The organism is Enterobacter sp. 168J2, from assembly GCF_034107265.1.
Lineage (GTDB): Bacteria > Pseudomonadota > Gammaproteobacteria > Enterobacterales > Enterobacteriaceae > Enterobacter > Enterobacter nematophilus.
The window spans coordinates 1,024,717-1,042,900 of the sequence record NZ_JAWNEB010000001.1 but is presented as its reverse complement, the minus strand read 5'-3'; the positions used below and the strand labels follow the sequence as shown (position 1 = coordinate 1,042,900).

The window sequence follows — 18,184 nt, the reverse complement described above, 5'->3', positions numbered from 1 at the left end:
GAAACGCCAAAAGGCCGCGAGGATTGCTCCCCGCGGCGTTGGTTTACGCAATTAACAATTGATGATTCGCCAGCAGCGTCGCCAGGTCCGTCTGCACGCCGTTGAGCGTCACCAGGGTGGTTGGCGAGAACTGGCCTGCGGTACCGTCCAGATCCACCTGGATTTCGGTATTGCTGCCGTTCTGCACCACGCGGACGTAATCGGTGATATTGCCCGCGCTGCTGTCCAGCGTGGCCACGCCGTTCACGTAGCTCGCCGAGCCCGTGCCGGTATAGCCGCTGCCGGAGAGCAGATCGCGCAGGTCAATACGATCCGTGTCCGCCGTGCCTTCCCAGGTGCCGACGGTGAAGCCGTTCACCACGTCGTGACCGTTACCGCCCGTCGCGTCCGAGGCGTTGATCAGCTTGTAGAGCAACGTATCGTGGCCGCCGCTGCCGATGTTGAAGGTGTCGTTCCCGCCGCGGCCTTCGAACTGGTTATCACCGCTGTTGCCGGTAATGACGTCGTCGAAGTTCGAGCCGTTGATGCCTTCAATGTTCACCAGCGTTACGGTATCGAATCCGGTACTCTGGGCCGTTGAGCGTCCCAGATCCACGGTGACGCCGGAAGTGGCGTTACGATAATCCACAACATCCATACCGCCTGTACTGCTCCAGGTGTCGTGTTCTGAGGTCGTCGTCCAGCCACCAGAACCGTTGTAGGTATACGTTCCTGCCTCAGCGATAAAGGTATCGTTGTAGCCGGTACCTGTCAGGGTACCCTGGTGACCGCCCGTGGCCGCTTCAGCCGTCAGGGCATAACTTTCTTTACCGTCCCCTGCCGTCAGCCCATCCCAAATTTCATTGCTCGATACACCGTTAACGGCGCGAACCAGCACCGCGCGGTATGTTTCATTAGGATCCAGACCGTAAAAACTGATGAGCGATGAAGAATCGTTAATGCCGATCCCGGACTGGGCATTGATGATTTCGCTGGCGACCAGTTGACCTGCCGAGTCGTAAAGCTGGACCGTGTTGCCAAAGAAGGCGTTAATCCCTTCACTGTCGACAATCTTCAAATGCAATGCCGTTCCAGGCGCGACCGTATTGGTATTCCGCTCCAGAAGCACCGTACCGTTTTGACGGAAAATCAGCAGATCCTGTGCGCCATCCCAGTCGTAATCCAGCAGGGCCGCGCCGGATACCTGGCTTGACGTAGCGGTACTGAATTTTGAGGCGGTAAAGCTTGCGGTACCCTCCAGTCCATCATTGGTGTAAAGATAAGACTGCCCGCTATTCGCCAGCTTGATGATGTCCATCTTGCCGTCGAGGTTCCAGTCCACCGCCACGCTGACGTTACCCACAAACTTATCCGTGGTCGCCGTTCCAACCGCAGTGCCGGTAAGAAGGTTACCGCTACCGTCGTTCAGCATTAACACCCCGCCCTGGCTGGTTCCGCTGGAGGTGCGCGACATGCTCATATACAGGTCCATATAACCATCACCGTTAAAGTCGGCCCAGGTCATACTTACTGCGCTGGACGCTGCGGCTGCGCCATAGCCGCTGTACATGGTGTTGGTAAAATTTTGCCCCCAGGTAAATGTGCCATTGCCCTGGTTAAACATGGTCGACAGGGCGTAGTTGTTGCCCCCATTGGTCGTATGCTGGGCAATATCAACTTTTCCGTCGTTGTTTAAATCCACGCCGGACGTTTCAATCAGGCTGTTGTAGTTACCTACCGTTGAGCCCGATACAAAATTGGAGTACGTCCCGGACTTCGAACTGCCCGTCAGCGCGCCGTTGTTATTGAGCATAAATGTGCTGGAATCCGGCCCACCCGCATCGCCAATCACAAAGTCGGTGTAGCCATCGCCCTGAATGTCAATGGCGACCACCGCGCCATACCACACCGCAGCCCCCATATTGGTCAGCGTACTGGAGGTGTAGGTCCCATCTCCGTTGTTAATCAGCTGCGCCATGTACGAGTAGCTTGTTCCTTCCGCCAGCACGTCAGCCAGCCCGTCGCGGTTGATATCCGCGTAGGTACCGGTTGTGTAATTTCCCGTCATCGAGAAATTACCTGAAACGGTGTAAGAATTACGGCTACCGGCGTTTGCCGATGCGAATTGCTGGTTAGCCATAATCGTCCACAGCCCGTCCGCATCCAGCATATAGCTGGAAGAATAGGAGTAGTTCGCGGCGGTAAATGACCAGGTCGGTGTCAACGACTCTTCACTGCCCACGATCAGGCTACCGGTAGTCAACCCGGCGGTATTGCCGTTGCCCGCGCTGCTTTTCACCTGTGCCGTGACATCGTAATTCTTCACGCTCAGCGCATCGCCGTCCGGAAGCTGCAAATACCATGTGTTATTATCCGGATCGACCACGACCGCACCGCCGGGCTCTGAGGTATAGGTCTTATCGTTCACGGTGATAACCACGTACTCGCCGTTGGTCAGTCCCGCCGATACCTGACCACTCAGGATCGGGGTGATGTCCGTCGTAGTCTCAGGGTTAATGCTCACCGTGGTGGTCGGGATGCTCGTATCCACTTTCAGCACGAAATCATCTGAATCGGTGAAGTTCCCTGCCAGATCGGTCACACGCAGCGTATAGGTGTGATTACCGTCGTTCAGACCGCTGTCCTGGAAATACCAGCTGGCAGCGCCGTTCATCGTCACCTGTCCCAGCAGTACACCGTCACGATACAGCTGCACAATCTCGCCACTTTCCGGCGCACGGTTAAGCGTCCCGCTAATCAGCGGCGCGTTATCGTCCGTTGCCACCGCGCTGCCGAAGGTGCCCTGGCGCTCTCCTTCAACGTCGGTATAGCTCACGACCGTCCCCACCGTTGTCGGCGGCGTGGTGTCCACCGTCACCACCTGGGAGGCGGTGGAGCCGACGTTGCCCGCCTGGTCGATAATCCGCACCTGGTAGGTGTAGTCTCCGTCAGGCAGATCGCGGGTATCGGTGTAGCTCCAGCGCAGGTTGGTGACCGTGGTATCGAGCCAGGTATTCCCACCGTCGAGGCTGATCTGCACGCGCTCGTCGCTTGCCAGCGCGCTACCCAGCGAACCGTTGATGGTCAGCGTGGTGTCCATGGTGATGAAATCACTGCCGGACTGGCCGGTATCTTCGCTGATGCTGTCGATGGTGACGCCGTACTGCGGCGCCTGGGTATCCACCGTCACCGCCTGCGACGTAGTTGCCCCGACGTTGCCCGCCTGGTCAATGACACGGACCTGATAGCTGTAGCTGCCGTCGGTCAGGGTACGCGTATCGCCGTAGCTCCACTGCGTACCGCTCACTGTGGCGTACACCCAGGTGCTGCCGCCGTCCATGCTTACCTGAACGAACTCACCCGCGCCGAGTTCTGCACCGAGCGTTCCGTGCAGCGTGTACGAGGTCGAACTGGTCAGGAAGTCGTTATTGTCGAAGCCGGTATCCACGGTGATGTTATCCACGGTCACCGTAATTGCCGCATCCGGGGCGACCGTATCGACGGTCACCTGCTGATGGGCGCTGGCCCCCACGTTGCCCGCCGCATCCACCACGCGCACGTAGTAGTCATAGGTCTGGTTACCCAGCGTACGACCGTCCACGTAGTACCAGCTGCTGCCGGTGACGATCGCGTTCTGCCAGGTGACGCCGCCGTCGAGGCTGATCTGGACATACTCGCCGTCCGCCAGCGTCGCGCCGAGCGAGCCGTGCAGCGTCAGGGACGTATCGTTAGTGATAAAGTCGCTGCTGCTCAGGCCGGTATCGTCGCTGATGCTGTCGATGGTGATGCTTTTGCTGGCGTCCGGCGCAACCGTATCAATCGTCACTATCTGGCTGGCGGTGGCGCTGATATTGCCCGCGTCGTCAATCACGCGCATCTGGTAGTTGTAGTCTCCGTCGGGCAGCGTACGACCGTCCACGTAGGTCCAGCTCAGGCCGCTGACACTGACGTCGGTCCAGGTGACCCCGCCGTCGAGGCTGATCTGCGCGTGGTCGCCGCTGCCCAGCGCCGCGCCGAGCGTCCCTTTCAGGCTGATCTGGTTGTCGCTGGTGATAAAGTCGCTCCCGGACAGGCCGGTATCCTGGGTGACGGAATCCACGGTAATGGTCGTCGCCGCAGGCTTCGTCAGGTCAATCACCACGTCCTGGCTGTCCGTAGCCCCCACGTTTCCGGCGTTATCGATTACACGCACCTGGTACTGATACGTACCGTCCGTCAGGGTACGGCCGTCGGTGTAGCGCCAGGTGGTCCCGGTCACGGTCAGGTCAATCCAGGTGGTGCCGCCGTCGAGGCTGATCTGCGCCTTCTCGTTATTGCCGAGCTGCGCGGTCAGCGAGCCGTTAACCACTACCTGAGCGTCGTTGGTGATGAAATCACTCGCGCTCAGGCCGGTATCGTTTTGCAGCGAATCAATGCTGATGCCCATCGACGGCGCGGTGAGATCCACGGTGACGGTGTGGTTATCGCTGCTGCTGTTGCCGATGGCGTTGCTGACCTGCGCGTTAATCACGTAGGAACCGCCGTCTGCCAGCGCGGTGACGTCTGCGCTGCCCATCGTGTAGCTCCAGGTGCCGTCATTCTGCACGGTCGCCGCGTAGGATTTGCCGTTCAGCGTAATCGTCACCGTCTGGCCCGCAGGCGCGTCGGTGGTGCCGCTGACGACCAGCGGCGTGCCGTGCTCGGCGGCGTTGACGATATTGTCCTGCGCAAAGGTGTTTATCGCGATGGTTGGGACATCGCCGTTCAGCGTCACGTCGTGCGTTGCGCTGCCCGGGTTGCCCGCCTTATCGCTCACCGACGCGGTGATGGTGTAATCCCCGTCGCTCAGGCCGAGGAAATCACGGCCCGGCACGAAGACCGACCACGATCCGTCCGCCCCGACGGTCGCCTGATAGCTATGCCCGTTGAAGGAGACGGTCACCGTCTGGCCCTGTTCCGCGGTGGTGGTACCGCTGATGGTCTGACCCGCCAGCTGCTCCGCGTTGTTAACGATATCGTCATCGGCCACGGTGCTGATGGTGACGGTTGGCGCGACGGTATCCACCGTTAAGGTATGCGTGGTCTGGCCGCCGTTACCGGCTTTGTCGTTGACCGACGCGGTGACCGTCAGCGCCCCCTGGCTCAGGATAGCCAGATCTGCCGCCGGCACGTCGAGCGTCCAGGTGCCGTCGCTGCCGACAAGCGCAGTGTAGGTTTTGCCGCCCAGCGTCACGGTGACGGTCTGGCCCGCCTCCGCGCTGGAAGATCCGTGTACCGTCAGCGGCTGCTGCGCTTCCAGCGCGTTCAGCATGTCGTCACCCGACAGCGTCGCAATGCTCACGACCGGTGCGGTGGTATCCACGCTGATGCCGTGCGTCGCCGAGGCGCTGTTGCCCGCGCTGTCCTGCGCCGACACGGATACCTGATAGCTCGCGCCATCCGCCAGGGCACCCACGTCGGCGGCCGGAACGGTGGTCGTCCAGCTGCCGTCATTCTGGATGGTGGCCGTATAGGTCTTGCCGTTCAGCGTCACGGTGACCTGCGTCCCGTTGGCAAACTGGGCGCTGGAGCCGTTAATCACCAGCGAACTGCCCGCCTCTGCCGCGTTGATGACGTCGTCACCGCTAACGGTGTTCACCGTCAGCGCCACGGAGGCGGTGTTCACCACCACATCGTGGGTCTGGGTGCTGCTGTTGCCCGCGCCGTCGGTAATGGTCGCGCTAATGGTCACGGAGCCGTCGGTCAGGGCAGAAATCACGCTGGCCGGAACGCCCACGCTCCAGTTGCCGCTGGCGTCAACGGTGGTGGTGTACTGGTTCGAACCGATGGTGATGACCAGCTTATCGCCGACGCTCGCGCCGGTTGCCGTACCGCTGACGATCTGCGCCTGCCCGTGCTCCACGCTGTTGATGACGTCATCGCCCGCCACGGCGTTAAAGCTGACGGACGGCGGCGTGGTATCAAGCGTAATCGCTTTGCCCGCGCTGCCCGGGTTACCCGCGGCGTCGCTCACGCTGGCCTGCACGGTGTAGCCGTTATCCGCCAGTGCGGAGAGGTCGGTGCCCGGCACGTTGACGCTCCAGATACCGCCCTGCTGCACCTGCGCGGTATAGCTCTTGCCGCCCAGCGTCACGGTGACCGTCTGCCCGGCTTCCGCCGTGGTGGTGCCGGAGATGGCCACCCCCGCAGCCGCTTCGCTGCCGTTAATCACGTTATCGCCAGCCACCGTATCAATAGTCACGGACGGCGCGGTCGCATCCACGCTGTACTCGCGGCCTGCCGACGCGCTGTTGCCGTGCGCGTTGGTGACGCTCACCTGCACGCTGGCGTCACCGTCCTTCAGGCCCGCGAGATCCGCGGAAGGCACGGTGGCCGTCCAGTTACCGTCAGCATCCACTTTCGCGGTGTAGGTTTTGCCGCCGAAAGCGATCGTGACGGTCTGGTTTTCCTCCACGTTCGAGGTGCTGCCCGAGAGCACCAGATCCGCGCCTTTCTCCGCCGCGTTAACCACGTCGTCGGTGGCAATCGCATCGATGCTTACGGCGACCGCTGAGAGATCGACGGTCACGTCGTGGCTAATGGTCACCGGGTTGCCCGCCGCGCTCTGGCCAGCAACGGTCACGGTCACCGTGCCCGCAGCCAGGGCCCCCACGTCCGCGGCCGGGATCGCCGCGCTCCAGGTGCCGTCCGCCAGCACGGAGGCCGCATAGGTTTTGCCGTTCACGGTGACGGTGAGCGTGGTGCCCGCCGCCAGCCCGTCGCTGGAGCCGGTGACGATCAGGTTCTGCCCATGCTCAATGCTGTTGATGACATCGTCGCCCGCCACGGTATCAATGCGCAGACCCGGCAGGCTGGCGTCTATAACGATTTCGCGCTCGCCCGCGCCGGTGTTGCCGTGGCCGTTGGTGACGCTCGCCGACACGGTCAAATCGCCGTTGCCCAGCGCGGTCAGGACGGACTCCGGCACGCTCACGGACCAGGTCAGATCGTTCTGTACCGTCGCGGTGTAGCTGTTGCCGCCAATGGAGAGGGTGACGGTATTGCCCGCTTCCGCGTTCGCCACCTTACCGCTGATGGTCTGGCCCGCGGCCACTTCCGCCGCGTTAATCACGTTATCGCCCGCCACGGTGTTGATGGTGACGGTCGGCAGCGCGGTGTCGACCAGCAGGTTCGCGGCGCTGCTCACGCTGTTGCCCACGCCGTTGGTGGCGATGGCGCTCAGGGTGTAGTTCGCTTCGCCCAGGCTCGCGAGATCCGCCGCCGGAACCGTCAGGCTCCAGCTGCCGTCTGCCGCCGTGGTGGCCGCGAAGTTTTTACCGTTCAGCGTCACTGTTATCACTGTGCCTTCCGCGAGGTTGGCGCTGGTGCCGCTGATGCTAAGATCCTGGCCTTTTTCCACCGCGTTTAAGACGTTATCGCCGCTGATGGCGTTAAAGCCCACGGACGGCAGCCCGGTATCCACGGTGACGTTATGGCTGCCGGTGCCGGTATTGCCTGCGGCATCGGTGACTGACGCCGTGACGGTCACGGTGCCGTCCTGCAGGGCGGAAATCACGCTCGCCGGCACGCCGACGCTCCAGTTGCCCGCCGCATCCAGCACGGTGGTGTACGTCTGGCCGCCAATGGTGACGGTGACGGTATCGCCCGCCGCCGCGCCGGTGGCGGTGCCGCTGACGATCTGCGCCTGCGCGTGCTCAGCAATGTTAATCACGTCGTCGCCCGCCACGGTGTTGATGGTCACCGCAGGCACGGTCACGTCCACCGTCAGGTTGCGATCGACCGACGCCGGGTTACCCGCTTTATCGCTGACGCTTGCCGTCACGGTGACGCTGCCGTCGCCGAGCGCCGCCAGGTCCGCCGCCGGGACGTTCAGCGTCCAGCTGCCGTCCGCGCCTGCGGTGGTGGTGTAGTCTTTGCCGTTCAGCGACACGGTCACGGTCTGGCCCGCTTCGGCGGTGCTGGTGCCGGACACGGTCAGATCGCTCTTCGCTTCGGCGGCATTAAGAATATCGTCCGTCGCCAGGGCGTTGATGGTCACGGACGGCGCGGTGGCATCCACGCTGTACTCGCGGCCCGCCGAGGCGCTGTTGCCGTTGACGTTGGTGACGCTCACCTGCACGCTGGCGTCGCCGTCCTTCAGGCTGCCCAAATCGGCAGACGGTACGGTGTATGTCCAGCTGCCGCCATCGCCCACGGTGGTGGTGTAGATTTTACCGTTCAGGCTGATGGTCACGGTCTGCCCGGCTTCCACGTTGGTGGTCGCCCCGGACAGCACCAGATCCGCCCCCTTCTCCGCCGCGTTAATCACGTCGTCGGCGGCAATCGCGTTGATGCTGATGGCAACGGTCGCCAGATCCACCGTCACGTCGTGGCTGATGGTAATCGGGTTACCCGCTGAACTGTTGCCAGTGACGCTGATTTTCACGGTGCCTTCCGGCCACGCGCTCACGTCAGTGGACGGGATCGCCGCGCTCCAGGTGCCGTCCGCCAGCACCGTCGCCGCATAGTCTTTGCCGTTGACGTTGACGGTCAGCGCCGTGCCTGCCGCCAGCCCGTCGCTGGAGCCGGTGACGATCAGGTTCTGTCCGTGCTCGATGCTGTTAATTACGTTGTCGCCCGCCACGGTATCGACGCGCAGGCCCGGCAGGCTGGCGTCGATGGCGATCTCGCGCTCGCCGGAACCGGTGTTGCCGTGGCCGTTGGTGACGGTTGCCGTCACGCTCAGGCTGCCGTTGCCCAGCGCCGTCAGCTCGTCAGACGGCACGTTCACGGACCAGGTCAGATCGTTCTGCACCGTTGCGGTGTAGCTGTTGCCGCCAATGGTCACGGTTACCGTGTTGCCCGCTTCGGCATTCGCCACGGTACCGCTCACGGTCTGGCCCGCGGCCACTTCCGCCGCGTTAATCACGTTATCGCCCGCCACGGTATTGATGGTTACGCTCGGCAGCGCGGTGTCCACCAGCAGGTTCGCGGTGTTGCTGACGCTGTTGCCCACGCCGTTAGTGGCGGTCGCGTTCAGGGTGTAATTGGCCTGGCCGAGACCGGCCAGATCGGACGCCGGAACCGTCAGGCTCCAGGTACCGTCTGCCGCGGTCGTCGCCGTGTAGTTTTTACCATTGAGGGTTACGGTCACCACGGTGCCTTCCGCGAGGTTGGCGCTGGTGCCGCTGACGCTCAGATCCTGGCCTTTTTCAACGGCGTTCAGGACGTTGTCATCGCTGATGGCGTTAAAACTGACCGATGGCAGACCGGTATCGACGGTCACGTTATGGCTGCCGGTGCCGGTATTGCCTGCGGCATCGGTGACTGACGCCGTGACGGTCACGGAGCCGTCGCTGAGGCCGGAAATCACGCTCGCCGGTACGCCCACGCTCCAGTTGCCCGCCGCGTCCAGCACGGTGGTATAAGTCTGGCCGCCAATCGTGACGGTGACCTTATCACCCGCTGCCGCGCCGGTGGCGGTGCCGCTGATGATTTGCGCCTGGCCGTGTTCTGCGATGTTAATGACATCGTCGCCCGCCACGGTGTTGATAGTCACCGCAGGAACGGTCACGTCCACCGTCAGGTTGCGATCCACGGACGCCGGGTTACCCGCTTTATCGCTTACCGATGCGGTGACGGTGACGCTGCCGTCGGTTAACCCAGCCAGATCCGCCGCCGGGACGTTCAGCGTCCAGCTGCCGTCCGCGCCTGCGGTGGTGGTGTAGTCTTTGCCGTTCAGCGACACGGTCACCGTCTGGCCCGCTTCGGCGGTGCTGGTGCCGGACACGATCAGATCGGCTTTCGCCTCCGTCGCGTTCAGAATGTCGTCCGTCGCCAGGGTGTTGATGGTCACGGACGGCGCGGTCGCATCCACGCCGTACTCGCGACCCGCCGAGGCGCTGTTGCCGTTCACGTTAGTGACGCTCACCTGCACGCTGGCGTCGCCGTCTTTCAAAAGCGCCAGATCGGCCGCTGGCACCGTGGCGGTCCATTTGCCGTCGGCGTCTACCGTCGCGGTATAGCTCTTGCCGCCGAAGATGATAGTGACTGTCTGGTTTTCTTCCACGTTGCTAGTGGTGCCGGAGAGCAGCAGATCCGCGCCCTTCTCGGCCGCGTTAATCACGTCGTCGGTGGCGATGGCGTCAATGCTGATGGCAACGCTTGCCAGATCCACCGTCACATCGTGGCTGATGGAGACCGGGTTACCGGCGCTGCTCTGGCCCGTGACGGTCACGGTGACCGTGCCCGCGTTCAGCGCGCTGACGTCTGCTGCCGGAATGGCCGCGCTCCATGTGCCGTCGGCCAGAACGGTGGCCGGATAGGTTTTGCTGTTTACGGTCACGGTCAGCGTCGTGCCCGCTGCCAGGCCGTCGCTGGAGCCGGTGATAATCAGGTTTTGAGTATGTTCGATGCTGTTGATCACGTCGTCGCCCGCTACGGTGTTCACGCGCAGGCCCGGCAGGTTAGCGTCTATAACGATTTCGCGCTCGCCCTCCCCGGTATTGCCCACGCCGTTGGTGACGGTCGCTGACACGGTCAGATCGCCGTTGCCCAGCGCCGTCAGCGCAGATTCCGGCACGGTAACGGACCAGGTCAGATCGCTCTGCACCGTTGCGGTGTAGCTGTTGCCGCCAATCGTCACGGTCACGGTGTTGCCCGCCTCGGCGTTCACTACCTTACCGCTGATGGTCTGGCCGGCAGCCAGCTCCGCCGCGTTGATGACGTCGTCACCCGCGACGGCGTTGATAATCACCCCCGGCAGAACGGACTCGACGTTTACGGTGTGCGACGCGCTGGTGCTGTTGCCCACGCCGTCCGTTGCTGACGCGGTGACGGTGTAAAGCGCCTCGCCCAGTTGACCGACTTCGCTCGCCGGAACGGTGGTGGTCCATTTTCCGTTATCGTCCACCTGCGCGCTGTACGCCCTGCCGTTCAGCATCACGGTCACCACCGCGCCTGTGGCCAGGCCGGATGCCGTACCGGAGATCGTCAGATCCTGCGTTTTCTCGGTATTGTTGATCGCGTCGTCACCGGAAACGGTGTCGATGGTCAGCACCGGCGCGGTCAGGTTCACCTCCACGCCGTGCGTGGCGCTGTTGCTGTTGCCCGCCTTATCGGTCAGCGCGGCGGTGATGGTGTAATCCCCGGCGGCCAGCGCGGTAACGTCTGCCGCAGGCACGCCCACGCTCCAGTTGCCGGAGGCGTCCAGGGTGGCGGTGTAGGATTTGTTATTGAGGGTAACGGTAACCACGTCGCCCGCCGCCGCGCCGGTCGCGGAACCGGTGACAATCAGGGCCTGCGCGTGCTCGGCGCTGTTGATCACGTCGTCGTCGGAAACGGTGTTAATGGTCAGCTGTGGAACGGTGGTATCGACCAGCACGTCGCGACCCGCCGAAGCCGGGTTGCCCGCCTTATCGGAGACCGCCGCGCTGATGGTGTAGCTGCCGTCGGTAATCGTGCCGACATCCGCAGAAGGTACGGTCACGCTCCAGCTGCCGCCAGCCTGCACGGTGGTGGTGTACTCTTTGCCGTTCAGGGTTACGGTCACGGTCTGGCCCGCTTCGGCGTTAGAGATGCCGTTGACGATCAGATCCTGCTGCGCGTCGGCCGCATTGATGATGTTGTTGTCGCTGACGATTTCGATGGAGACCGTCGGCGCGGTGGCGTCCACGCTGTACTCACGCCCCGCCGAGGCGCTGTTGCCGTTCACGTTGGTGACGCTCACCTGCACGCTCGCGTCGCCATCTTTCAGACTGCCCAAATCGGCAGACGGCACGGTCGCCGTCCAGTTGCCATCGGCATCAACTTTCGCCGAGTAAGACTTGCCGCCGAAGGTGATGTATACGGTCTGGTTTTCTTCCACGTTGGTGGTGGAGCCGGACAGCACGAGGTCCGCGCCTTTCTCCGCCGCGTTAATCACGTCGTCGGTAGCAATGGCGTCAATACTAATCGCGACCGCCGCCAGATCCACCTTCACGTCGTGGCTGATGGAGACCGGGTTGCCCGCCGCGCTATTTCCCTCGACCTTCACGGTCACCGTGCCTGCGCCGAGCGCGCTGACGTCTGCCGCCGGGATGGCCGCCGTCCAGGTACCGTCTGCCAGCACCGTGGCCGCGTAGGTTTTGCCGTTGACGGTTACTGTTAACGCCGCGCCCGCCGCCAGCCCGTCGCTGGAGCCGGTGATAATCAGGTTCTGCGCATGCTCAATGCTGTTGATCACGTCGTCGCCCGCCACGGTATCGACGCGCAGGCCCGGCAGATTGGCGTCTATAACGATTTCTCGCTCGCCGAAGCCGGTGTTGCCGTGGCCGTTGGTGACGCTGGCTGACACCGTCAGATCGCCGTTACCGATAGCGGTTAATACCGCGGACGGCACGTTGACCGACCAGCTCAGATCGTCCTGAACCGTCGCGGTGTAAGTATTGCCGCCGACTGAAATAGTGACAGCGTCACCGATCGCCGCGCCGCTCACTTTCCCGCTCAGGGTCTGCCCGGAAGCCACTTCCGCCGCGTTAATGACATCGTCCGTGGCGACAGGGTTGATGGTCACCTGCGGCAGCGCGCTGTCAACCAGCACGCTGTGGCTGGCGCTCGCGCTGTTGCCCGCGGCGTCGGTCACGCCTGCCGTCACGGCGTAGCTCGCTTCGCCCAGGGCCGAGACGTTCGCCGCCGGAACGGTGACGCTCCAGCTGCCGCTGGCGTCGGCGGTGGCGGTATAGCTGATGCCGTTCAGGGTCACCGTAATGGCTGTACCTTCCGGCTGGTTGCTGGTGCCCGAAATCTGCAGATCCTGACCTTTCTCGACCGCGTTAATCACGTCGTCAACCGCCAGGGTACTGATGGCAATCACCGGCGCGGTCAGGGAGACGTCGAATTCATGCGTGGCGGTGGTGTTATTACCCGCTTTATCGGTGAGGGTTGCGGAAATCGTCTGGTCGCCGTTAGCCAACGCGCCCACGTCTGCCGCCGGAACGCCCACGCTCCAGCTTCCGGACGCGTCCAGCATCGCGGTGTAGTCTTTTCCGTTCAGGGTGACGGTAATCACGTCACCCGCCTGCGCGCCCGTAACCTTGCCGGAGACGATCAGCGCCTGGCCGTGCTCGGCAATATTTACGATGTCGTCGCCCGCGACGATGTTAAAGCTAATCTGCGGCACGGTGGTATCCACCAGCACGGAGGCATCCGCGCTGGCCGGGTTGCCGGCTTTGTCGGATACGGAAGCCGTGACCGTGGCGTTACCGTCGGCGATACCCGCCAGATCGGCTGCCGGCACGTCCAGCGTCCAGCTGCCGTCGGCCTGCACCTGCGCGGCGTACTGCTTGCCGTTGAAGGTCACGCTGACCGTCTGGCCCGCTTCGGCAGTAGAGGTGCCGCTCAGGGTCAGATCCTGCGCCGCCTCTGCCGCGTTCAGCATATTATCGCCGCTGATGGCGTTGATGGTCACCGTTGGCGCGGCGGTATCGACGCTGAATTCCTGCGCAGACGACGCCGCGTTGCCGTTCACGTTGCTCACGCTCACCTGCACGCTGGCGTCGCCGTCTTTAAGGCCGCTCAAATCGGCGGCCGGGACGGTGTACTTCCAGTCGCCGCTGGCGTCCACCGTCGTGGTATAGGTTTTACCCGCAAAGGTGATGGTGACGGTCTGGCCCGCTTCTACGTTAGATGAGGTGCCGGACAGCACCAGATCCTGGCCTTTTTCCACCGCGTTGAGCACGTTGTCCGCGGTCACGCTGTTGATGCTGACGGCGACCGGCGCGAGATCGACGTCCACGACGGTGCCGATAGTCACCGGGTTGCCGGAAGGATCCTGCGCGCTTGCCTTGATATCCAGCGAACCGTCCGCCCACTGGGACACGTCCGCTGCCGGTACCGCCGCCTGCCAGGTGCCGTCCGCCAGCACGGTTGCGGAATAGACCTTGCCGTTAATGGTCACCGTGACGGTGCTGCCCGCCGCCAGATCGGTGCTTGAGCCCGAGACAATCAGGTTCTGAGCGTGCTCTATGACGTTAATGACGTCGTCGCCCGCCACGGTATCAATACGCAGGCCCGGAAGCTGGGCGTCGATGGTGAAGTCCAGCGAAGACGAGCCGGTATTGCCGTGCGCGTTGGTGACGCTGGCTGAAACGGTCAAATCCCCGTTGCCAAGCGCGGTGAGCTGGCTCTGGGTTAACGGCAGGCTCCAGGAGAGATCGTCCTGCACGGTAGCGGTAAAGGTCTCTCCGCCCAGAATAATGGTGACAGTGTCACCTTCCGCCGCGTTAGCGACCTTGCCGGTCAGGGTCTGGCCTGCCGCCACTTCTGCCGCGTTAACGGTATTATCGCCCGCCAGCGCGTCGATCGTGACAACCGGCAGCGAGCTGTCCACCAGCACGTCGTGGCTCGCAGAGGCGCTGTTGCCCACGCTGTCGGTCACGTTCGCCGTCACGGTGTAATTCGCTTCGCCCAGCGCGCCGACCGCAGCCGCCGGTACGGTAACGCTCCAGCTGCCGCTATCATCGGTTGTCGTCGTGTAGTTAATGCCGTTCAGGGTCACGGTGATGGTGGTACCGGCAGGCTGGTTGCTGGTGCCGGCGATCTGCAGATCTTCGCCTTTCTCGACGGCGTTAATCACGTCATCCGCTGCCAGCGTGTTAATGCCGATGGCTGGCGTCACGGTATTCACCACCACGTCCAGTGAATGGCTGCCGGTGTTGCCGGACCTGTCGGTCACGGAGACGTCGATTGTCCAGGTGCCGTCAGTTAGCCCCTGCACGACCGACGCGGGCAGGCCGAGGCTCCAGTTGCCTGATGCATCCACCACGGTGGTGTAATCCACGCTGTTGATGGTGATGGTGACAAGATCGCCCGCTGCCGCTCCGGTCACGGAGCCGCTCAGGATCTGCGCCTGTGAATGGGCGAGCTGGTTCACGGTGTTGGTGGCGGTGACAAAGTCGTTAATGGTCACCTGCGGCACGGTCGCGTCCACCAGCCCAACGCGGTCCGCGCTGCTGGCGTTGCCCGCCACGTCGCTGACGGTTGCCGTCACGGTGACAATGCCGTCTGCCAGCGCCCCCACGTCGGCCGCAGGCACGCTCAGCTGCCAGGTACCGTCCGCCTGAACCGTGGTTTGATAAGTTTTGCCGTTAAGGGTCACGGTGACCGTCTGGCCGGGTTCCGCCGTGCTGCTGCCGCTTAACGCTAATTCCTGCTGCGCTTCCGCCGCGTTGATGATGTTGTCGTTGGTCAGGTTATCGAGCGTAATCGCCGGAGGCTGCGTATCCACCGTGACCACGCGCGACGCGTCGGCACTGTTGCCGCTGACGTTGGTGACGCTGACGCTCACCTGCGCGCGCCCGTCAATCAGGGTTTCCATGGCGCTGGCAGGCACGGTCAGGCTCCAGGAGCCATCCTGCTGCACCTGGGCGGTAAAGGTCTGGTCGGCAAATTTCACCACCACGGTTTGCCCCGCCTCAACGCCCTGCGTCTGGCCGGAAAGGGTTAAATCGGTCCCTTTTTCTGCCGCGTTCAGCAGGTCATCGCCGGAGACGGTATCAATGGTGACCGCCACGGCGTTGAGATCGAGTTCAATCGGGTGTTCCGCCGCAACGGTGTTGCCCCAGGCATCTTTCGCGCTGACGCTCACCGTCATACCTCCCGCCGTCCAGGCCTGCAGGTCCGCAGCAGGAACGCCAATGCTCCAGCCGCCGCTGGCTGTAACCACGGCGTTATATTCGACGTTGTTGATGGTGACGACAATCGGCGTACCCGCGGCCAGATGGGTGCTGGCACCGGTGACGGTCAGATCCTGCTGCTGCTCGATGGCGTTGATCACGTCATCGCCGGAAATGGTGTTTACGCGCAGACCCGGCAGTTCCGCGTTGATATTGATATCGCGCTCGCCGGTGCCGGTATTACCGTGCCCGTTGGTCACGGAGGCGGTAAAGGTTAAATCCCCGTCGCCGAACGCCTGAAGATCCGCTGACGGGATCGTGACGTTCCAGGTCAGATCGCTGCCCACCGTGGCGCTGTAGCTCTTACCGCCGACGGTAACGGACACCGTATCGCCCGCCGCCGCGCCGGTAACGCGGCCGCTGAGGGTTTGGTCCACGCCCGCTTCGGCGTTATTGACCAGGTTGTCGCCCGCAAAGGTGTTGATAATAACCTGCGGAAGAACGGTATCCACCAGCAGCGTCGCCCCGGCAGAGCCGCTGTTGCCCACGCTGTCGGTGCCGCTGACGCTGACGGTGTAAAGGGTGTTCGCCAGATTCAGGACGTCGGACACCGGCACCTGGACCGCCCAGATACCGTTTTCGACGGTAGCCTGATAGTTGACGTTGTTCAGCGTCACGGTAACGGCGCTGCCGTCCGGCAGGTTGCTGGTTCCGGTCAGGTTCAGCGGCTGCATCGCCTCCCGGGCATTCAGCACGTTGTCCTGGCTGATGGCGTCAATCGTGAATTCCGGCGGGTTGCCGCTCAGCGCAATGCCGTGCGTGGCGCTACCGGTGTTCCCCGCTGCGTCGGTGACGGAGACGGCAATGGTGTGGTTGCCCTCACCCAGCGTGCCGACGACGGAAGCAGGAACGCCCACGCTCCAGCTGCCGTCTGCCTGTACGACGCCGGTGAAGGTCTGGCCGCCAACGGTCACGGTGACGACATCCCCTGCCGCCGCGCCGCTCGCCTGCCCGGAAATAATCTGCGCCTGGCCCTGCTCGCTGGTGTTCAGGATATTGTCACCCGCGACGGTGTCGATGGTGACGACCGGCGCCTGGGTATCCACCGTGAAATCTGCGGTCACGGACGCGCCGTTGCCCGCTTTGTCGCTGACGTTCACCGTCAGGGTGTGGTTACCTTCACTGAGGGCCTGCACCTCGCTGGCCGCCAGCGTGACGGACCAGGTGCCGTCGCCGCCCACCGTGGCGTTATAATTTTTACCGTTCAGCGTCACCGTCACAATCTGCCCGGCTTCCGCGTTGGTTTTACCACTCAGCGTCAGCGGCTGGTTGTGCTCAGCGGCATTAATGATGTTGTCCTGCGCGAGCGTGTCGACGGAGAGCGTTGGCGCAGCGGTATCCACGCCGATCGTCTGGCTTCCGCTCACGGTGTTACCCGCCGCGTCTTTGCCGCTGACGCTGACGGTCCAGGTGCCGTCGCTGAGCGCCTGCGCGTCTGCCGCAGGCACGTTAACGCTCCACGCGCCGTCTGCCCCCACCTGGGCGGTGTAGGTTTTACCGTTCAGCGTTACGGAAACGTCGGTTCCCTGCGCCAGATGCTGGCTGCTGCCGGACAGCGTAAAGCCCGCGGACTGCTCGCTGGCGTTAATCACGTTGTCACCCGCCGTTGTCGCCAGCGCAAGCGTGGCCTCGGCCGTGGAAACGGTCACGGTGATGTTGCCCGCGGACGTGGTTTTACTGCCGTCGATCTGCACGACTGACCAGGTGTGCTCCCCGTCGGCCTGGGTCGGGAGTTTTACCGTCCAGGTGCCGTCTTTACCGACCATCGCGCTGGCGATGGTGCTGCCGCTGCCGTCTTTAATCTGGATGGTCGCGCCCGGCTGACCGGTACCGCTAAAGGTCGGCGCGTTATCGTCCGTGAGGGCGTTTGCGCTCAGTACTCCCTGCTTGTCGCCCACCTTGTCCGACAGCAGGAAGGTCGGCGTGGCGCTTTCCACTTCTTTGGTGTTATCAATAACTTTCGTTTTGGTTTCGCCGTCACCGCCGTGGGCCAGCAGTGCGCCGATAGCGCCGCCGCCTAACGCCGCCCCTGCAATCCAGCCCCACGGCGCATCGCTCAGGACGCTTCCCTGCTCCAGGAAAGGTTCAATACTGCTAATGGGTGTGGCCTGCGCGGTTAATTCAGTCACGGCAACGCCTGACGCTTCCCCGGCATCGGCAAAAGAGAGATGAGTCAGTTCCTGCCCGTCGTTGAACACCAGCTCTGACTGATGTTGGGTTTCAGGATCTTCAACAAAATAGTTATTGCAGCGAATAACGCTGCCGTCCTTCATATAAATGAGAAGGTCTTTACCCTGGCGGACATAACGCACCACGTCCTGAGCAGAGCCCTGAATTTCAATCACGCTCGGCGATGAAATTGAGACCGACAGATTTCCTTCGCCGGTTAATTTCGTTTTCTCCGCCGTTTTGCGAATGATGACATCAACAACCTTTACGTTACTCATATTCCTCTCCTTGCAGGTGTACGGATCCCTGTGGATATATCCACCAGACGGATGTAGCTATCCCTGGGAAAAAACACCCATTATTTT

General features: G+C 62.7%; 3 pseudogenes. All 3 read right to left on the bottom strand.

Features of this window, described 5'->3' with window-relative positions:
- Positions 1 to 43 precede the first annotated feature (43 nt).
- A pseudogene (locus USG84_RS24035) lies at positions 44 to 1,693 on the bottom strand (FG-GAP-like repeat-containing protein); the annotation flags it as partial.
- A gap of 195 nt (positions 1,694 to 1,888) precedes the next feature.
- A pseudogene (locus tag USG84_RS24030) lies at positions 1,889 to 1,957 on the bottom strand (hypothetical protein); the annotation flags it as partial.
- 384 nt (positions 1,958 to 2,341) lie between these two features.
- Positions 2,342 to 18,097 (bottom strand): annotated as a pseudogene (locus tag USG84_RS05055) (Ig-like domain-containing protein); the annotation flags it as partial.
- Between the last annotated feature and the right edge of the window lie 87 nt (positions 18,098 to 18,184).